Source organism: Parabacteroides sp. AF17-3, assembly GCF_003635445.1.
GTDB classification, from domain to species: domain Bacteria; phylum Bacteroidota; class Bacteroidia; order Bacteroidales; family Tannerellaceae; genus Parabacteroides; species Parabacteroides goldsteinii.
Window position 1 is genome coordinate 86,821 of sequence record NZ_QTMM01000018.1, and the last position, 18,555, is coordinate 105,375.

The 18,555-nt window shown below is 41.3% G+C and carries 13 protein-coding genes and 1 tRNA gene; 4 read left to right on the forward strand and 10 right to left on the reverse strand.

Features of this window, described 5'->3' with window-relative positions; translation table 11 throughout:
* Positions 1 to 18: 18 nt before the first annotated feature.
* From DWW91_RS22180 to panC, 7 genes are all read right to left on the reverse strand, one after another.
* Positions 19 to 2,850 (reverse strand): hypothetical protein, encoded by a 2,832-nt coding sequence (locus DWW91_RS22180; protein WP_122328937.1) that lies wholly within the window; start codon positions 2,848 to 2,850, stop codon positions 19 to 21.
* 240 nt (positions 2,851 to 3,090) lie between these two features.
* Positions 3,091 to 3,167: transfer RNA gene (locus tag DWW91_RS22185), tRNA-His, on the reverse strand.
* A 97-nt stretch (positions 3,168 to 3,264) separates the two neighbouring features.
* Positions 3,265 to 4,161: a bifunctional methylenetetrahydrofolate dehydrogenase/methenyltetrahydrofolate cyclohydrolase FolD gene (folD, locus tag DWW91_RS22190; protein WP_046147955.1), complete on the reverse strand. Its 897-nt coding sequence runs from the start codon at positions 4,159 to 4,161 to the stop codon at positions 3,265 to 3,267.
* Between the two features lie 18 nt (positions 4,162 to 4,179).
* A complete protein-coding gene (gene ffh / locus DWW91_RS22195) occupies positions 4,180 to 5,505 on the reverse strand; it encodes a signal recognition particle protein (protein ID WP_007654088.1) in 1,326 nt (441 codons plus the stop codon).
* 78 nt (positions 5,506 to 5,583) lie between these two features.
* A complete protein-coding gene (locus DWW91_RS22200) occupies positions 5,584 to 6,906 on the reverse strand; it encodes an MATE family efflux transporter (protein ID WP_122328938.1) in 1,323 nt (440 codons plus the stop codon).
* 117 nt (positions 6,907 to 7,023) lie between these two features.
* The gene (gene panD, locus DWW91_RS22205; protein ID WP_007654090.1) at positions 7,024 to 7,374 is read right to left on the reverse strand and encodes an aspartate 1-decarboxylase; all 351 of its coding nucleotides are present in this window, start codon (positions 7,372 to 7,374) and stop codon (positions 7,024 to 7,026) included.
* 153 nt (positions 7,375 to 7,527) lie between these two features.
* Positions 7,528 to 8,370: a pantoate--beta-alanine ligase gene (gene panC, locus DWW91_RS22210; RefSeq protein ID WP_007654091.1), complete on the reverse strand. Its 843-nt coding sequence runs from the start codon at positions 8,368 to 8,370 to the stop codon at positions 7,528 to 7,530.
* A 100-nt stretch (positions 8,371 to 8,470) separates the two neighbouring features.
* On the opposite strand from panC, the gene DWW91_RS22215 reads away from it, so the two are divergent.
* Both DWW91_RS22215 and DWW91_RS22220 read left to right on the forward strand, forming a co-directional pair.
* Positions 8,471 to 9,289 carry a glycogen/starch synthase gene (locus DWW91_RS22215; RefSeq protein WP_044215231.1) on the forward strand — a complete coding sequence of 273 codons (819 nt, stop codon included), beginning with the start codon at positions 8,471 to 8,473 and terminating at the stop codon, positions 9,287 to 9,289.
* Positions 9,290 to 9,302: 13 nt separating this feature from the next.
* Positions 9,303 to 10,682, forward strand: a complete 1,380-nt coding sequence (locus DWW91_RS22220; RefSeq protein ID WP_046147976.1) for a DUF4270 domain-containing protein — start codon at positions 9,303 to 9,305, stop codon at positions 10,680 to 10,682.
* 71 nt (positions 10,683 to 10,753) lie between these two features.
* Here the strand turns inward: DWW91_RS22220 and DWW91_RS22225 are convergent, their stop codons facing one another.
* From DWW91_RS22225 to DWW91_RS22235, 3 genes are read right to left on the reverse strand one after another with little or no spacing between them, the layout of a single operon-like run.
* Positions 10,754 to 12,052 carry a glycoside hydrolase family 57 protein gene (locus DWW91_RS22225; RefSeq protein WP_046147954.1) on the reverse strand — a complete coding sequence of 433 codons (1,299 nt, stop codon included), beginning with the start codon at positions 12,050 to 12,052 and terminating at the stop codon, positions 10,754 to 10,756.
* A 17-nt stretch (positions 12,053 to 12,069) separates the two neighbouring features.
* Complete coding sequence (locus DWW91_RS22230; RefSeq protein ID WP_010800450.1) at positions 12,070 to 13,338, reverse strand: glycosyltransferase family 4 protein; 1,269 nt, start codon at positions 13,336 to 13,338, stop codon at positions 12,070 to 12,072.
* A 14-nt stretch (positions 13,339 to 13,352) separates the two neighbouring features.
* Positions 13,353 to 15,293 carry a glycogen debranching enzyme N-terminal domain-containing protein gene (locus DWW91_RS22235; protein ID WP_044215229.1) on the reverse strand — a complete coding sequence of 647 codons (1,941 nt, stop codon included), beginning with the start codon at positions 15,291 to 15,293 and terminating at the stop codon, positions 13,353 to 13,355.
* Positions 15,294 to 15,953: 660 nt separating this feature from the next.
* Here DWW91_RS22235 and DWW91_RS22240 point away from each other — a divergent pair.
* Both DWW91_RS22240 and DWW91_RS22245 read left to right on the forward strand, forming a co-directional pair.
* Positions 15,954 to 18,029, forward strand: a complete 2,076-nt coding sequence (locus DWW91_RS22240; protein ID WP_122328939.1) for a M3 family metallopeptidase — start codon at positions 15,954 to 15,956, stop codon at positions 18,027 to 18,029.
* 86 nt (positions 18,030 to 18,115) lie between these two features.
* Entirely contained in the window at positions 18,116 to 18,550 is a 435-nt protein-coding gene (locus DWW91_RS22245) for a dCMP deaminase family protein (protein WP_007654099.1), read from the forward strand.
* Positions 18,551 to 18,555: the final 5 nt, after the last annotated feature.

The window sequence follows — 18,555 nt, forward strand, 5'->3', positions numbered from 1 at the left end:
TTTTACTAATTATCCTTCTCATTTCAAACTAAGATCCAACCTTTTTCCTGCATAAACTGGTAAAATCATCAGGGTAAGACGATGGTCAGCCACCGAACAATTAATTTTTTTACCATTAAAACGGACTTCAGCTTTTTTCACATGTGCAGGAAGAGGTATGCTTATTTTACCCTCACCGGCAACATACATCTGATAGCGGGACATATCATTATCTACAGGCGAAAATGTTAAATCCACGGGGGTATCTGCAAATTTATAATGAATTCCGTCAAGAGTAATTTCATTACACTGCTGTCCTGAAAATGCAATCAGCTGTTGACCGTCTAAACGAAAGCCTAAAGATAAACGTCCTACATATGATACCTCATGCCCGTTAATTTTTGCCTGTTTCAATTCTATCCGATCTGATGGAAGAGGATTTTCAAGCAATACTTTTTCATCATCTTCCTGATTTCTTGAGAAACCTCCAAACCAACTTTCAGCATGTGTACGATAATGTGCTACTACCATGGTTGTTGAATTCGGGAAAGAAGAAACAAAATATTCACCAGTCCTTGAAAGATACGACGGATTATCATTTACCACAAACTTTCCGGTAGAAGGATAAGCATTACAAGCATTTAGTATTTCAAACAAAGTACGGGTTTCATACCCCAGGCTTGCCGATTGGTCATCACGTGGACGGAAACCACAATAACAAGCAATTCCTCCATCAGGATATTTAAGCATTGTCCCAACCACTTTCTTGTCTGAATAAGCTATAATCTCCGCATTAGAAACGGGAGTTACCGGATAAATCCGGTCCACAATAAAATCTGTCAGGATTGACTGATCCGGAACATCAGACAAACTCCCGGAAAAATCAATCATTTTCCCGGATGCAATTTCCCCCATATAACAATCATGGTTATACTGAGCTCCAAACAGTTTCTGCCACTGCCTGGTACAATTTTCCCCACTTTTATCGATCAGAGGCGGAGTACTGAACCAGACAACCTTTCCACCAGCTTTAACAAAACGTTCCATCATATCCAGTAATCCTTTTTCCGGTAACGGCTCAAACATAACAACCAATGTTCCGTACTTTTTTTCTGCGACCTGGATATGTCCGTCCGATTGTACAGTTCCCATTTCAAGCAATTTATCAGTTGTCAGATAATTTGCATATCCATATTGCGTCATCCAACTTCCAAAACGCGGTTCCACAGCAACCAAATTCATCGGATAAAGAATCAACACTTCAGTATCGCGGTGCACATTTCCTGTCATTAAGCGGATTGGCTCACTCGGACTGGCACCATACGCATAATTTATAGCCATTTTACGTTTCAGAGCTTTATCCGGCATTCCCCAAGCTGCTGCATAGGCATTCGGATATTTATTGATAACACCTATGGATGCAGCCATTGCCGCCCCGTAATAATTACGGTCACTCCAACCACCTTCAGCAAAATCATTACCGGTCGGTTGCAGATATTCACTCCATTTAAAATAATCATAACAAGCAGCAGACGCCTGATGTACCGTATTACCCCAGATAAAATTGGATGTATATTCATATTTATAACGATTGCCATATAGTTTCTCACAATTCCAATAGTCTATCGTAGGACTCTGTGCCCATGATGCATGCGCCGACGTACTCAATTCATGCCCAAACAGCTTTTCACCATAATCTTTCGCATTTTTGAATAAGTTGACTACATCATCATTCAACATTCGATAATAACGGTCACGTAATAAAAATGTACGATGTATTGCATCCGGTGTTTCTCCCAAAACATATTGAATATTGACAACTGCATCAGTTGTAGGACGGAACATCGGAGCTCCGTACGCAAAATAGAGCATGTAGCGATCATCAAATTTCTGGTTATACTTCTCTTCATAGCGACATGCCATATTTTTAGTCAGATAACGTTCTGCAAACTGACCTTCTTCGTGATGTCCAAAATAAAACCAATCTTGTTGAATATGCATTTCATCAGAATACAGGGAAGTCAGATTTACTTTTTTATCATGGTACTTCTTTAACAAGTTACTCAAGAAAGCCGGAGCTTCCGGATCAAAGTAATCCATTTCCTGAGTTTCATATTCTAACATAACCATAACCCGATCAAAACCTGCACATTGGATTCCATCACCATAGATACGTAAGCGCTTCATCGGAATTGTTCCCTGATCAGATCCATTGATAGAATCAATCTCCTCATATTTCACATTTTCCAATAAAACAATATCATCCGGATTTACAGATCGCATAGATGTAGATACCACCTTTTCTTTAAAAGCATAAGCCTTTACACCTTTAAGTTTTACCGGAGTTTGTCCCTTATTATTCGTCCAAAACAACTGCTGCCACATCTGCAAGCTGAATTGTCCTGTACGGGGATTCCTCAATCCGACTTTATAAGCAAGCCAACGACCGCTGTTACCCGTTTGATTTTTATATGCCAAACCCAATTCAAGCGGACTAAGCAGGCTCAAACAAAGTCCCATATCCTGTTTAGAGACAAAATCGCTGACAACTTTTATTTTATCAACATATTCATCCATATCAGGAGTCAAATTTCGTTCCGTATTTTTATCTGTACGATATTGACGGAAAAATTCATCAAACGCAATAATTAGTTCTTTCGATCCATAACTCTTTCCTCGTTTACAAACATCACGAAGACTTTCCAAACGAGAATCATACCCCAACGAATTATCTATTTTTTTATCAGGATCTGTTAAATCGTTTAGTTGTTGATCACTTGTCAGAATAATTGTTTGTGCCTCAACAGAACTGGTTATCAAGGTAATTCCCACAAACAAATTTAAAATCCATTTTACAATTGTGCTTCTCATAATTTAAAAATTTAATTAATTTGAATATTACACAACAAAAATAGGACTCCTTTACTGCTAACAATTCACAAATCTGACATTTATGCCTACAATATTGACACATGAATATTACAACAAATGTTATTCATATTTTGGAAAAAGTTCGGTATGATCCGGAAATAATAGGATACTGGGTAAGTTTTTTACTAAATGGACATAAAAAAAGCCACCCTGTAACAGGATGGCTTATTTTTTCTATCTTGGGGTGAACGATGGGACTCGAACCCACGACCCTCGGAACCACAATCCGATGCTCTAACCAACTGAGCTACGCTCACCATTTCAGTCTCGTTGAGTATTTCTCTTTAAGACGGTGCAAAGATAGATGTTTTTTCTGATTCCGCAAGCGTTTTCAAAGAAAATTATACAAATATTTTACTTGTAAATCGCTTTCTTCCCGGCTAACAGCGTGTTACGCATCAAAGAAATGATTGTCATAGGACCAACACCTCCCGGAACCGGTGTAATATAAGAACATTTAGGAGCGACTTCGTCGAACTTTACATCACCGGTCAGCTTATAACCGCTCTTGGTTACACTACTCGGCATACGGGTAGTGCCAACGTCAACTATTACGGCACCTTCTTTCACCATATCGGCTTTCAGGAATTCAGGAACACCCAAAGCAACAATGATGATGTCAGCGTTCAGGCACATTTCTTTCAGATTCTTTGAACGGCTGTGACAAACAGTTACCGTGCAGTTTCCCGGATAATTTTTCTGCATCATCAGGGTTGCCATCGGTTTACCGACAATATTGCTGCGTCCCAGGACTACGCAATGTTTGCCGCTTGTTTCGATTTCATAACGTTTCAGCAATTCCAGAATACCGGCCGGAGTGGCAGAAACAAAACAAGGAAGACCGATCGACATACGTCCCACGTTGATCGGATGGAATCCGTCAACATCTTTACGGTAATCGATCGCCTCAATAATCTTTTGCTCTGAAATATGTTTCGGAAGCGGAAGCTGCACAATGAAACCGTCTACATCCGGATCGTTGTTCAGTTCGTCTACCCGGCGAAGCAACTCTTCTTCGGTCACATCGTCCTCATAGCGAATCAGCGTCGATTTGAAACCGATTTCTTCACAAGTTTTTACTTTACTGGCCACGTAGGTTTCACTTCCTCCATCATGACCTACCAGAATAGCTGCCAAGTGGGGAATCTTACCTCCTGCAGCTTTGATCTGGGCGACTTCTTCCGCCATCTCTTTCTTCATCTGAGCAGAGACGGCTTTTCCGTCCAGTAATTGATAATGATTGTCTTCCATAATATATCTCTTTAGTTTTTATCTTCTAAACGATGGGAATTTCTTACTTCCCGGTTTGGCAGCGGTAAGCATGCGCATCATCTTACGGGTTTCATCAAACTGCTTGATTAGTTTGTTTACCTCCTGGATAGTCGTTCCGCTACCTTTGGCGATACGCTGACGGCGTGAACCGTTCAGGATAGCCGGATTAACACGTTCGTCCGGCGTCATGGAATAGATAATCGCTTCGATGCTCTTGAAGGCATTATCGTCGATATCGATATCTTTCAAGGCTTTACCAACACCCGGAATCATAGAAGCAAGTTCTTTCAGGTTACCCATCTTCTTGATCTGCTGGATTTGGGAAATGAAGTCGTTGAAGTCGAACTGGTTCTTAGCAATCTTCTTCTGCAAACGTTTTGCTTCTTCTTCATCGTATTGTTCCTGGGCACGTTCTACCAAAGAAACGATATCACCCATACCGAGGATACGGTCAGCCATACGTTCCGGGTGGAAAGTATCCAGTGCATCCATCTTCTCACCGGTTCCGACAAACTTGATCGGTTTATCGACTACCGTACGGATAGAAAGGGCGGCACCACCACGGGTATCACCATCCAGCTTAGTCAGAACTACGCCGTCGAAGTCAAGACGTTCGTTAAATTCTTTGGCTGTGTTCACCGCATCCTGTCCGGTCATAGAGTCGACAACGAACAATGTTTCGTCCGGTTGGATAGCACTTTTGATAGCGGCAATCTCTTTCATCATCTGCTCGTCGATCGCAAGACGACCCGCCGTATCGACAATCACTACATCGTTACCCTTGGCACGGGCTTCGCGGATAGCGTTCATCGCAATCTCTACCGGATTCTTGTTTTCCAGCTCCATATAAACAGGAACACCGACCTGCTCACCGACAACACGCAACTGTTCGATAGCCGCCGGACGGTAAACGTCGCAGGCAGCCAGCAACGGCTTCTTGTTTCTTTTGGTTTTCAACATATTGGCCAGCTTTCCGGAGAAAGTGGTCTTACCGGAACCCTGTAAACCCGACATCAGGATAATAGCCGGATTTCCACTCAGGTTAATATCGATAGCCGTTCCTCCCATCAGGCTGGCAAGTTCGTCGTGAACGATCTTAACCATCAACTGGCTGGGTTTAACGGAAGTAAGTACATTTTGTCCTAACGCTTTTTCTTTTACCGTATCGGTAAATGACTTGGCTACTTTATAGTTTACGTCGGCATCAAGAAGGGCTTTGCGCACATCTTTCAGTGTTTCAGCCACATTAATCTCGGTGATCTTGCCTTCACCTTTCAGCAGTTTAAACGATCTGTCTAACCTTTCGCTTAAATTTTCAAACATATTCGTATGTGTATTTATTTTTTTCTTTCTAATTTCTAACGTAATAGGGTGCAAAGGTAAGAAAAAGGATGTAAACCTCTAAATCTTTTTATTCTGCCAAGCTGCTTTTTTCAAATAAATTACACTTGCCAGCAGCAGTCCGGTGTAATAAACAACTTCGGTCAGAAAACAAATAGCAACCGGAAGATGTAAACGCATCCCTGCCACATAGATAAACAATGTATAAAAGACAAGTGTCACCAACTCCATCGCAAAGGCAGAACGGGTATTTCCCGTACCTGTCACACCATTAAATACGATATTAGCGACAGCCGCTATCAGCAAGGCTCCGGCAATCACATAAAGCGAAGGTATCGAAGCATGTATCAAAGAGGCGTCATTCGTATAAACCGACAAGATAGCCGATGGGAAAATACAAGTGATAAAAACACATACAGCCACAATACCCAATGAGATATAAGAAAGCCGCCGGATAATCGGGATAACCTGGTCGGTATGCCCCGCACCAATGCTATTACTGACAAAAGAGTTGGTTGCCGTGGATAAAGAATTAACCGGAATCAACAGAACGATATACACACTGCGCACAATATTGGCAATCGCCAACTCCCGTTGCCCCAGATGCTCCACGGCTACAAAAAGCATGAAATAAGTGCTCAACGATATAAAATACTGTAACATGGTAAATATAGAAATACTTAACACCCGTTTCAGCAGCCTGATGTCGAACGACCGGAATTGATTCAATGCATATTTCTTTATATCCACCGTCAGACGGGTATAAACCAAAAAGAAAACAATCGACCCCCCCTCTGCTATCACCGAAGCGATAGCCGCCCCTTTGATACCCATTTCAGGAAAACCACCTTTCCCGAATATCAACAGGTAGTCGAGCAGCACATTCGTCAATGCCATCACAACAGCGTTCAAGGTCAATACCTTTGTCCGGGTTATACCGATAAACAGCGCCCGGAACATCACATTAACGAAAGAGAAAAAGAATCCGAACACACGCCAGTCGAGGAACTCTTCCGTTGCTCCCAAAATCGTATCGGAAGAAATCATGAACCGCATAATATCTTTAGCAAAGAGACGGGAGAAAGAAAACATCACAGCCGCCAGTGCCAACAGAAAAAACACTCCCTGTATCATGACCGGTCCTACATCACTGTACCGCCGTTCACCGTTTCTGCGGGCCATCACAATCTGAGACCCCGTACTGAATCCGAAAGCAATCGTAAACACACAAATATAATAGAGCCCACCCATCGCGGAGGCTCCCAATTCAACTTCCCCTACCCTTCCCAGGAAAGCCGTGTCGGTCACATTAATAATGTTCTGCGCCAACAAACTCAGAAAAATAGGATAACTTACATTCCAGATTTGTTTGTTCGTATACATATTCTACTCTTATTATTTTCTAAATGGGGAAACACAAGACCATAAAAAAAGCCCGCCGGCAACCGGCGAGCTTCTTTATTGTTGTTTAAAAACATTCTAAATGCTGCTACCGATGCTCTATATCAGTCTATTTGTTGCTGTATCGGGAAACACAACAGCCGGTTTAAATGTTTTGGCTTCTTCAAAATCCATCATGGCATACGACATGATAATGATGATATCGCCAGGCTGTGCCTTGCGGGCTGCTGCACCGTTCAGACAAATCACGCCTGAACCGCGTTCGCCTTTAATGATATACGTTTCAAAACGTTCACCGTTATTGTTGTTCACAATAGCCACCTTCTCATTGGCAATCAGGTTGGCGGCATCCAGCAAATCTTCATCGATAGTGATACTACCGATATAATTCAGATTAGCTTCCGTTACCGTCACCCGGTGAATCTTTGATTTAACTACCTCTATAAACATCGTTTTCTGTATAATTTGATTACCATTAAATGTCCCTCAAACGAAAGTAGGGTCTTTTGCATTTAAAATAAGGGACTTTTGTTTTCAAAATAAGGGACTTTTAAACTCAAAAGTCCTGACTTTTTTCGAAAAGGCAATCACCTTATTTATCAGCTACTTATACTTTATATTATCAATCAGGCGAACTTCACCGCAATAGACCGTGATACAGCCGACTGCATAATCGGTATCCGACCAGTTTTTGATCGACTCCATGGTGTTTCCGTCTACGATTTCATAATATTCCACCCGCATAACAGGGTCGGCATTAATCGTATTCACAACATAATCAATAACCTCCTGTACGCTTTTTCCGGCTGCAAAGTTAGTACTTTCTTTTAACGTACGTGCTATTAACGGTGCTTTTTGACGTTGTTCCGGTGTTAAACGAACGTTACGACTGCTTAAAGCCAACCCGTCGTCCTCACGCAAAATCGGGCAGGCGTTAATCTTTACAGGGATATTCAACTGTTTTACCATGGCACGGATGACAGCGATCTGCTGGAAGTCTTTTTCTCCGAAGTAGGCATTATCCGGCTCTACGGCATAAAACAGCTTGCTGACAATCTGGGCCACCCCGTTAAAATGTCCCGGACGGCGCGCCCCTTCCATCACGGCCGAGACTGTTCCGAAATCAAATGTGCGGGTATCCGGTTCAGGATACATCTCCGCCTCTGTCGGAGCAAAAACATAATCACAACCGGCCGGTTCCAATAATGCACAGTCCTTATCCAACGTGCGAGGATAAGTCGCCAAATCATTTTTGTCGTTAAACTGGGTCGGATTTACGAAAACGCTGACAACGCACACATCGTTTTCTTCCACGCAACGCTTAACCAGGCTCAGGTGTCCGTTGTGTAATGCTCCCATGGTGGGAACAAAGCCTATTTGCTTGTTATGCTGCCTTTCTTCGGCAAGATAACGCTTCAATTCTTGAATGCTGTTTACTATTTTCATCTTTTTAGATGCTTATTGACGGTGCAAAGCAAATAAATAATTACGGTAAATGAAAGAAATTTATTATCTTTGTGCCGTCTTTATAAAACTAGTTTACAGAATGGATGCAAAAAAAATCTTGTTTATAGCTCAAGAAATAACACCCTACCTTCCCGAATCTGAGATTGCAACAATATGCAGGAATCTGCCGCAAGGCATTCAGGAGCGTGGTCGCGAAATCAGAACTTTCATGCCTAAATTCGGAAATATCAACGAGCGACGCAATCAGTTGCACGAAGTGATCCGCCTGTCAGGTATGAACCTTATCATTGATGATACGGATCATCCGCTAATCATTAAGGTAGCATCCATTCAGGCCGCACGCATGCAGGTGTACTTCATTGATAATGAAGACTTCTTCCAGCGTAAACATACTGTCAGCGATGAAGAGGGAAACGAATACGAAGATAACGACGACCGTTCTATTTTCTATGTACGTGGAGTACTGGAAACAGTGAAGAAACTTCGCTGGATACCAGATGTGATCCACTGCCACGGATGGATATCTGCACTGACTGCATTATACATAAAAAGAATGTATGCAGACGATCCATGTCTTAAAAATGCAAAAATAGTCTATTCTATTTATAATGATGATTTTAAAACACCGTTAAGAAAAGAACTGGCTCAGAAGCTGAAAACAGACGGAGCCAAAGACAGCGACCTGAAAGGTATTAAGGCTGATACCAGCTTTGTCGGCTTGACGAAACTGGCTATCGATATGGCTGACGGTGTGATACAAGGTAGTGAAACGATCAACCAGGATGTACTGGACTATATTGCAACCAAGAAAGATACTCCGTTCCTTCCTTATCAGTCGCCGGAAACTTATATGGATGCATTCAACGAATTTTACGATGTCGTATTAGATTCTAAATAAGTGAGAGAAAATGATGAAGATCAAGCCTTTATTAATTGGCCTGGGCTTAGGAGTAACAATCCTGAGTGGGTGTAGTGATGATTTGAATCTGGTTGGCTCGACAATTCAGCCTGACGGAGACAAAATGCCCGTATATGTAGATACTTTCCAGATGCAAGCGACAACTTTGCTGATGGATTCGGTATATGCAAGAACTACTAATGGACTTCTCGGGGAGTTCTATGATCCGTTATATGGTAACGTGAAATCTGATTACATCTGCCAGTTTTACTGTCCGGATGACTTCAAGTTTAAGCATGAACCTATTAATGGACAGATTGACTCTATCGATTTTAAAATCATGTATCAGAACGGTGCCTGGGTAGGTGATTCTTTAGCACCTATGCGTGCCCAGATATATTTGGTAGACAAAGAACTGGAAAGAGATTTTTATACGAACTTCGATCCGTTGGAGTATTGTGACATGCAGAATTCATTGGGCATGCAAACATATACTGCATATGATAATTCTGTGCCTGACAGCATTCGTAATGCCATTGATTCTAATGGTGATCGCACTTATATTCCGACCGTTACAATCCGGATGCCTAAGGAGTTCGGTCAGAAGTTCTACGATGAATCAATCAAAAATCCAAGTACTTTCAGCAGCCAGGAGAACTTTAATAAATTCTTCCCCGGATTGTATATAACAAATACATATGGTAGCGGTAATATTCTGCAAATTACCTATTCAACTTTCTCGATCTACTATAAGTACAATTTGAAAGGCAGCCAGGGTCAGGATTCCACCGCATATTCCAATGAAACGTTCAATGTAACCAAAGAAGTATTGCAATTGAACCGTTTCAAAAATACAGATTTGACTTCGTTGTTAGAGGAAAATGATTCAATTGCTTATTTGAAAACACCGGCAGGTGTATATACACAATTAACAATTCCTGCCCAGGATATAGTTGAAAGAATCGGAGACCGTGTTATCAACAATATACCTCTGACAATAAAAGCACTGCCGCAGGAAAACTGGCAATGGGCTCTTTCTGCTCCTTCAAATTTACTGTTGCTGCCTAAAGATTCCTTGGCTACTTTCTTTGTGAATAATAAGATAGAAGATAAAAAAACATCATTCCTTGCTAGTTACAGTACTAGTAGTCGATCTTATTCGTATGATAATATCTCCAATCTGATGCAGGAACATATAAAGAATAATCCTGACAAGGATATGGTATTGCTTTTGGTTCCGGTTGAACGTCTTACAGGTCAATCAAACAGCTACTACGGACAATCCCAAACATACACTACGGCAATAAATAATTATTTACTTCCTTCCGGAGTCAAGTTGCTCAAAACAAAAGAAGCGACAAAAATTGTCATAACAACAACGGAATATAAGTAATAATTTTAAATTCATAAAAAAGCGGATAATCAAAAAAAATTATCCGCTTTTTTTTATGAAAGGCTATTATATTATTTCTTCTTTGCAGCCTTCTTTTTCAACTTATCGACTTCTTTCTGAAGTGTCTCAATCTCAATACCCTGATTCTTAATTGTAGTCAATAATGAATTTAATTCTTCATTATCCACATCAATTGGGTACAAAGCATTCACACGACTAATAAAATCTCCCAGGATATTCATATAGTTTGTAAATGCATCATAAGGAGAATCATAGATACCACGATTCAACCAAATCCCCGTATTCTTTGTAGTCATGAAACGGAAATTATTACTTGCCTGCAAATAATCCCAGTCTTGCTTGATACGACGGTCATCACACAAATGAACACGTTCTGCCACACTATAAAGCTTATTGAATGCTTCACGCTGCATCACATTACCCAACCAACAACTGATATCTCTTTCTTCATCTATCCACGACATCGGATAAGGGACATCAACCTGATCCACTGATTTCAATTTAGTCACAATATCTGTCGGTGTAGAGAACGTAATACCTCTTTCTTTTGCACAAGCAGGCAATGCTTTGATAAAACTCAAGATATTAGAAGATAACGGTTGGGCAATTCCCAAAGCCCCAAGTTCCATAAATATATTGATAACCTGCTCTTCTTCAGGAAATGCAGCAATCCAATCCATATACTTATCAGCAAACAATGGATACTCACTCCAACTTGAATTAGAAAAACGCAAACTAATATCATCCGACAATTTGAAATCACGAAGCAACAACTTCAGATTCGGGTTATATGCACAATGATATAAATAATGAGCGCTCTTCCAACCTAAAACATGCTTAGCACCTTCCGTCAACATACCTTTAAATCCCATGCTGGCAACCAAAGCACCGATTTCATTCGAATAGATCAAGCTTGAATTACGGAACACTTTCGGAGTTTGTCCGAATACCTGTTTGATCTTTTTCTTCATACGGTCTACCTCTTCCCGGAAACACTCTTCATTAGCCAATGAAGACAAACCGTGCGAATAAGGTTCACACAAGAACTCACAGCAACCGGTATCATTCAACTGATGCAACAGTTCGATCACTCTGGGGGCATATACCTCCAATTGCTCCATGGCCACACCAGAGATTGAAAATGCAACTTTAAATGCCCCACCATTCTCTTTTGCCATTTCAAGCAATGTTGTCAGAGCAGGAATATACGAACGTGCTGCAATATCACTGATACTGCGTTCATTTTCATAATCATCATAGTAGTAATGATCGGTACCTATATCAAAGCAGCGATAACGTTTCAGATGAATGATTTGATGTATTTCAAAATAAAGACAGATTGTTTTCATATCTAGTTATTGTTTTATTATTTACCGTAATTCTTTAAAACTTCCTCATAAAGTGCTCGGATTCGCAAACCGACTTTTTCCCACGTAATACCGTCAACCTCCTTCTTTCCTTCTTCCTGAAGGTATTTGAAAAGAGATTCATTCGTACAAAGAGAATAAATAGCATCGGCCATTGCATTGATATCCCAATAATCTGTTTTAATCACTTTATCAAGAATTTCACCGCATCCGGACTGCTTTGAGATAATAGAAGGTGTTCCGCACTGCATCGCTTCCAACGGAGCAATACCGAATGGCTCGGAAACGGAAGGCATCACGAACACATCACTGTTTTTATATGCTTCATACACCTGGCGGCCACGTTGAAAACCCGGAAAATGGAAACGATCGGCAATACCGCGCTCAGCGGCCAAATTGATCATGGCATTCAACATATCACCCGAACCCGCCATTACGAAACGGATATTGCGTGAGCGTTTCAATACCAAAGCTGCCGCTTCTACAAAATATTCCGGTCCTTTCTGCATCGTGATACGTCCAAGGAACGTAACCACTTTTTCTTTCGGATGCTCCGGACGAGGTATATCCAGCAACTCCTGCGAAAGCGGATAAACGGCATTGTGCATAGCAAAACATTTACGGGGATCCTGATGATATTCGCGGATAACCGTCTGACGAGTCAGTTCCGATACACACATGATACAATCAGCATGATCCATACCGTTCTTCTCCATCGCATACACGGTTGGATTCACCTTTCCACGTGAACGGTCAAAATCAGTCGCATGAACATGGATACATAATGGTTTTCCACTTACCAGCTTCGCATGCACACCTGCCGGATAAGTCAGCCAGTCGTGCGCATGAATGATATCGAACTGCTGTTGCCGAGCTATAACTCCGGCTATAATAGAAAAATTATTGATCTCATCATGAAGATTCCCCGGATATCCCCCGGCAAATTCCATACATCCCAAATCATTGACATGCATATGAGAAAAGTCGGCATAAATATGATCGCGAAAAGCATAATACTGCTCCGGCGTCATATAATGAGGCAACCGCGACTTGACATAGTTATAATCGACATCACGCCACACAATCGGCACCTGGTTCATACCGATGATATTCAAAAAACCTTCTTCTTCCCCGGTCGGCTTCGGAAGACAGAAAGTCGTTTCTACATCTCCCTGCAAACTCAATCCTTTTGTAATCCCATAGGATGCTACAGCAAGACCACCATATATTTTGGGAGGAAATTCCCATCCAAACATTAATACTTTCATATTGGCTCCTCCTATTAATAATTGTATTTACTCAATAAATATAACACTCGCAATATTTCTGCCACATTCATAGCAAAAGAAACAGCACCGCGTCCTTTGAAAGGAGGATTTCCATCAAACAGTTCAGAAATAGATCCGATACAGTGAGAAGACATCTCATCTTCATAACCGATCAAATAGCGTTCAATAAAACCCAAGGCACTCATTTTATAAATACGAAGATAAGCTTCGAAATAAAAACCTGCCAACCATGGCCATGCAGTACCTTGATGATAGGCATAATCGCGCTGAATCTGAGGCCCTACATAATTCGGATTATAACCTCCGCTCTTCGGGCTCAACGAACGAAGACCTTTTGGCGTAAGTAATTCTTTCGTTACAATATCAAGTACTCCTTTTTTCTGGCTGGCATTCAAAGGAGAATAATCCAAAGCTACGGCAAATATCATATTAGGACGGACACTCCAGTCCATCATATTTCCATCTACATAATCTAACAAATAACCGTACTCGTTCAAAAATGTTTCGAGAAACGACTTACCGCTTCTTTCAGCCAAAACAGATAATTCAGTACTTAATTGTTCATTTCCTGCCTCACCCAGCAATTCGCCTACAAAACATAGGGCATTATACCACAAAGTATTAATTTCTACAACAAAACCAGTCCGAGGTATTACCGGTCGCCCATTAGCTGTAGAGTTCATCCATGTAACAGCCTTCTCTGTTCCGCGAGTATACAACAAACCGTTGTCAAGTAAAGACAGATTAGGATGTTTATTACTGCAAATAAATGCCATGATATCCTCCAACAATACACCATATTTCTCACGACATGCATCGCGTGACACCATCTTAGCATACTGCTGGATACACCACACAGCCCAAAGTAAAATATCGGGATGATCCATTTCATAAACCCGTAGGTGGCTCGGTTCATTATTCATGAAAGCATACAAAGCTTTACGGGCTGTTTCCATCACAAGCTCAAATTTGGACTTTTCGTTGATAGCCAGCGTCAGTCCCGGCAAGGATATAAACATGTCGCGGGCACGGCACTTAAACCAGGGATAACCGGCCAGAATATAAAACTCGTCGCCCTGCTTATTCAAAAATTGATGAGCAGCATTGATCAGACAATGTTTAAATGTATCACGCGGAGTACGCTCTTCCATTTCTTCTTCAAACGTCTTTTTCAACGCACGTGTACCCGTCTCGGAAACACCTCCGGAGAAAACAATGCTTTCACCTTTTTTGATATCTACTTCAAAATACCCGGGAACATAAAGGTCTTCATTGAAATCATACCCTCTCTCCTGTTCTTTCGGATATTCGATACCACGATACCAGTCCGGTTGAAAATGGAACTCATTCTTTTTATTTAACTGCATGTACAATTCGGGATATCCCGGATACATACATGTCTTAATACCGTTTGTGACAACCTGATACTCACGACTAGCCTGTGAATTCTCATGGGTATATTCACGTACACTACGAAAAGCTAAAAACGGACGCAAACGCAAGGTTGTAGCAGAATGCGCATCCAACAATGTATACCGAATCAAAATCCGGTTTTCATGATGAACAAAAAGCTTTTCTTTTTTCAAAACAACTCCACCTACTCTGTAGATTGTTGTCGGTACTTTCTCACATTCAAATTCACGGATGTATTTATGCCCGTTCGGACTATAGTTATCACCCTGATACTTATGGAGACCTAAATTAAATTCAGCCCCATGCTGTATAACCGTTTCATCCAACGATGATAGCAACACATGGTTTTCATCATCTAGTTCTGGCACCGGAATGACAAGTAATCCATGATACTTTCGCGTATTACAATCCGCGATAGTTGTACAGTGATAGGCTCCCGAACGATTCGTACGAAGAATCTCCCTTGGTAGAGACTCCTCCAGGTTTGTCATAAGAGTCTTGTCAAATTTAAGATAACTCATAATTTTATATTTGGTTTTAAGTTTATGCTTATATAATGAAAATGATATGATATACAGACCAAATGTATCACTTAAAAACAAAAAAAACAAATCAGCTTTCATATTTATTTAGAAACTAACTTTTTTTACAACGCCAAAACGTTTGATAAATAACTCCTTAGAAAATTAGAAGCTTCCGTTCATGTGTTGTCAAACACATGAACAGTTGTTAAAAACTCAAAACAAGCTACTTTATGAATATCTTAGACTACCCCCCAAAAACAGATCTGCATACTTTTTGAAAAAAATACACACAGTAAGAAGAAAACAAAAAACCTCTGCAGAAAGTTATAAAAACACAAGCGGGAAACAATAGTATACCAATTGCTGGCAAATACCGATACAGACAGACTTTATTGCCGATGCAATAAGGATTTGTTGCCGATCCAACTGTTTGTTGATAGCTATCGGTAAGCTTGCTTACATCTGTCGGTATAATTGTCGATAATTATCGGCTATTATGCTTATAACTATCGGCAAACAATTGGATCGGCAACACAATTAAGAAATATAGAGGGAATTTATTCTGTAGCACAGCTATTTTTTCCATCTTTGTGCCGGAAATAAACAGGCTGTTTCCGGCAATATATGGACTATAATAATATATAATGTATAAGAGATATGACACAAACAACTCATAATCCGTTTTTCTTTAGTTATAACACCCCTTTCGAAACCCCTCCTTTCAACGAGATAAAAAACGAACATTTCGAACCGGCTTTCGATGAGGGAATAAAGCGACTCGATAGTGAAGTGCAGGCCATTGCCAACGATACACAGCCGGCAACCTTCGAAAATACAATCATCGCTCTGGAACGTAGCGGTAAACTGCTGAACAAAGTCAGTTCAGCCTTCTTCAATATATTGAATGCGGAAGCCGACGACGAAATGATGGAGATCTCACAAAGAATCTCCCCCAAGTTGTCGGAAAGCTCTAATAATATCTTTCTGAATGAAAAGCTATTTGCACGTGTCAAGAACGTATATGAACAAAAAGACAGGCTCAACCTTTCTACAGAAGATACCAAGCTGCTGGAAGAAACATTTGAATCGTTCTCCGTTCGTGGTGTCAACCTGAATCCGGAAGACAAAGAGAAATACCGCAAATTAAGCACAGACCTGAGCGTACTATCTCTGAGATTCGACCAGAATGCATTGAAGGACAAAAACAGGTACGAACTGCTTCTTACCGATGAGAAAGATTTGTCGGGCCTTCCCGAAAGTATTTGTGAAGCCGCAGCTCTCCGTGCCAAAGAAAAAGGGAAAAAGGGTTGGTTATTTAACCTGACTGCACCGAGTTATATCCCATTCATGCGATATGCCGATTCACGCAAATTGCGTGAAACAATGTACCGGGAATACATGAGCGTAGGGAACAAGGGAGACGAATATGACAATAAAGAGATCATCCGCCAGATCATCAATATTCGCCTGGAGATAGCCCGGTTGATGGGTTACAACACCTATGCAGAATATTCGCTTAAGCATACGATGGCTAAAAATCCGGCTACTGTTTATAACCTGCTGAATCAATTGCTCGATGCCTATAAACCGGTCGCCATCAACGAATATAATGCAGTACAAGGGTTTGCCATGGGGATGGAAAAAGAAAATATCACCGTCATGCCCTGGGACTGGAGTTATTATTCAGAAAAACTGAAAGATATTCGTTTTAATGTAAACGATGAAATGACACGTCCCTACTTTGAACTGAACAATGTCAAAAACGGTGTGTTCGGACTTGCCACACAGCTATACGGCATCACATTCAAAGAGAACAAGGAAATACCGGTTTATCATCCGGAAGTAGACGCTTATGAAGTATACGACGCCGATGGCAAATTCCTCTCCATCCTGTACACTGATTTTCATCCGCGCGACGGAAAACAATCGGGAGCCTGGATGAACAGTATCAAAGAGCAGTATCACGAAGCCGACGGAAGCGACAGTCGCCCGCAGATTATCATCGTTATGAATTTCACACGTCCAACGGAGACTAAACCGTCTTTACTGACTTTTGACGAAGTAAATACGCTTCTGCATGAATTCGGACATGCCTTGCACGGAATGTTTGCCGAAGGAAAGTACGCCAGCCTGTCCGGTACAAATGTGTATCGCGACTTTGTCGAACTGCCTTCACAACTCATGGAAAACTGGCTGACGGAAAAGGAATTTCTCGACCAGATCGCCGTACATTATGAAACAGGCGAAAAAATCCCGCAGGAACTGATCCGGAAGCTAGTCGATGCATCCAACTTTAACACCGGCTATTTCTGCTGCCGCCAGTTAAGTTTCGGCATGCTCGATATGGCATGGCATACACAGACCGAACCGTTTGAGGGAGATGTCATCGCCTTTGAAAAACAGGCCTGGGCACGGACCGTTATCGTACCGGAAGTTGCGGGCACATTCATGAGCAGTAGCTTCGGACATATCTTTTCCGGAGGCTATGCCGCCGGATATTACGGATACAAATGGGCGGAAGTATTGGATGCTGATGCATTTTCTGTCTTCAAAGCTACAGGCATATTCAACAGGGAAACAGCTAGCTCGTTCCGTGAAAATGTCCTTTCAAAAGGAGGAACCGAAGACCCGGCAATCCTGTATAAACGCTTCCGCGGACAGGAGCCGACCATTGACGCCCTGCTCATAAGAAACGGTATCAAACAGGCTGAACCGAAAGCAAATAGCAATTGATATAAAAAATAGCTAAACATACAATAGTTAAATCAATTATATTTACCTTTGCCAGCTAAAGTAATAAGTACAAAATCAGGTAAACAATGTGCGAAAAAACAGAGAAACAATATGAATTAGATAAACGTTATCTGCGGATGGCTGCCGTTTGGGCTGAAAATTCATATTGCAAACGACGTCAGGTCGGTGCACTGATAGTTAAGGACCAGATGATCATTTCCGATGGATACAACGGGACACCTGCCGGTTTTGAGAATGTCTGTGAAGATGAAAACAATGTGACCAAGCCCTATGTGTTACATGCCGAAGCGAATGCAATAACAAAAGTGGCGGCATCTTCAAACAGCAGCAAAGGAGCGACGATCTATGTGACTTCGGCCCCTTGCATCGAATGTGCCAAGCTGATCATCCAATCGGGCATTAAGCGTGTTGTATATTCAGAAAAGTACCGGATGGAAGACGGATGCAATTTATTGCAACGCGCCGGTATTAGTATAGATTATATTGATATAAACGAATAAATATA

Coding starts and splice junctions, on each gene's coding strand:
- DWW91_RS22225 (WP_046147954.1), bottom strand. CDS start 12,052: ATGAAAACAATCTGTCTTTATTTTGAAATACATCAAATCATTCATCTG.
- panD (WP_007654090.1), bottom strand. CDS start 7,374: ATGTTTATAGAGGTAGTTAAATCAAAGATTCACCGGGTGACGGTAACG.
- DWW91_RS22220 (WP_046147976.1), top strand. CDS start 9,303: ATGAAGATCAAGCCTTTATTAATTGGCCTGGGCTTAGGAGTAACAATC.
- DWW91_RS22240 (WP_122328939.1), top strand. CDS start 15,954: ATGACACAAACAACTCATAATCCGTTTTTCTTTAGTTATAACACCCCT.
- DWW91_RS22245 (WP_007654099.1), top strand. CDS start 18,116: ATGTGCGAAAAAACAGAGAAACAATATGAATTAGATAAACGTTATCTG.
- DWW91_RS22235 (WP_044215229.1), bottom strand. CDS start 15,293: ATGAGTTATCTTAAATTTGACAAGACTCTTATGACAAACCTGGAGGAG.
- ffh (WP_007654088.1), bottom strand. CDS start 5,505: ATGTTTGAAAATTTAAGCGAAAGGTTAGACAGATCGTTTAAACTGCTG.
- folD (WP_046147955.1), bottom strand. CDS start 4,161: ATGGAAGACAATCATTATCAATTACTGGACGGAAAAGCCGTCTCTGCT.
- DWW91_RS22215 (WP_044215231.1), top strand. CDS start 8,471: ATGGATGCAAAAAAAATCTTGTTTATAGCTCAAGAAATAACACCCTAC.
- panC (WP_007654091.1), bottom strand. CDS start 8,370: ATGAAAATAGTAAACAGCATTCAAGAATTGAAGCGTTATCTTGCCGAA.
- DWW91_RS22200 (WP_122328938.1), bottom strand. CDS start 6,906: ATGTATACGAACAAACAAATCTGGAATGTAAGTTATCCTATTTTTCTG.
- DWW91_RS22230 (WP_010800450.1), bottom strand. CDS start 13,338: ATGAAAGTATTAATGTTTGGATGGGAATTTCCTCCCAAAATATATGGT.
- DWW91_RS22180 (WP_122328937.1), bottom strand. CDS start 2,850: ATGAGAAGCACAATTGTAAAATGGATTTTAAATTTGTTTGTGGGAATT.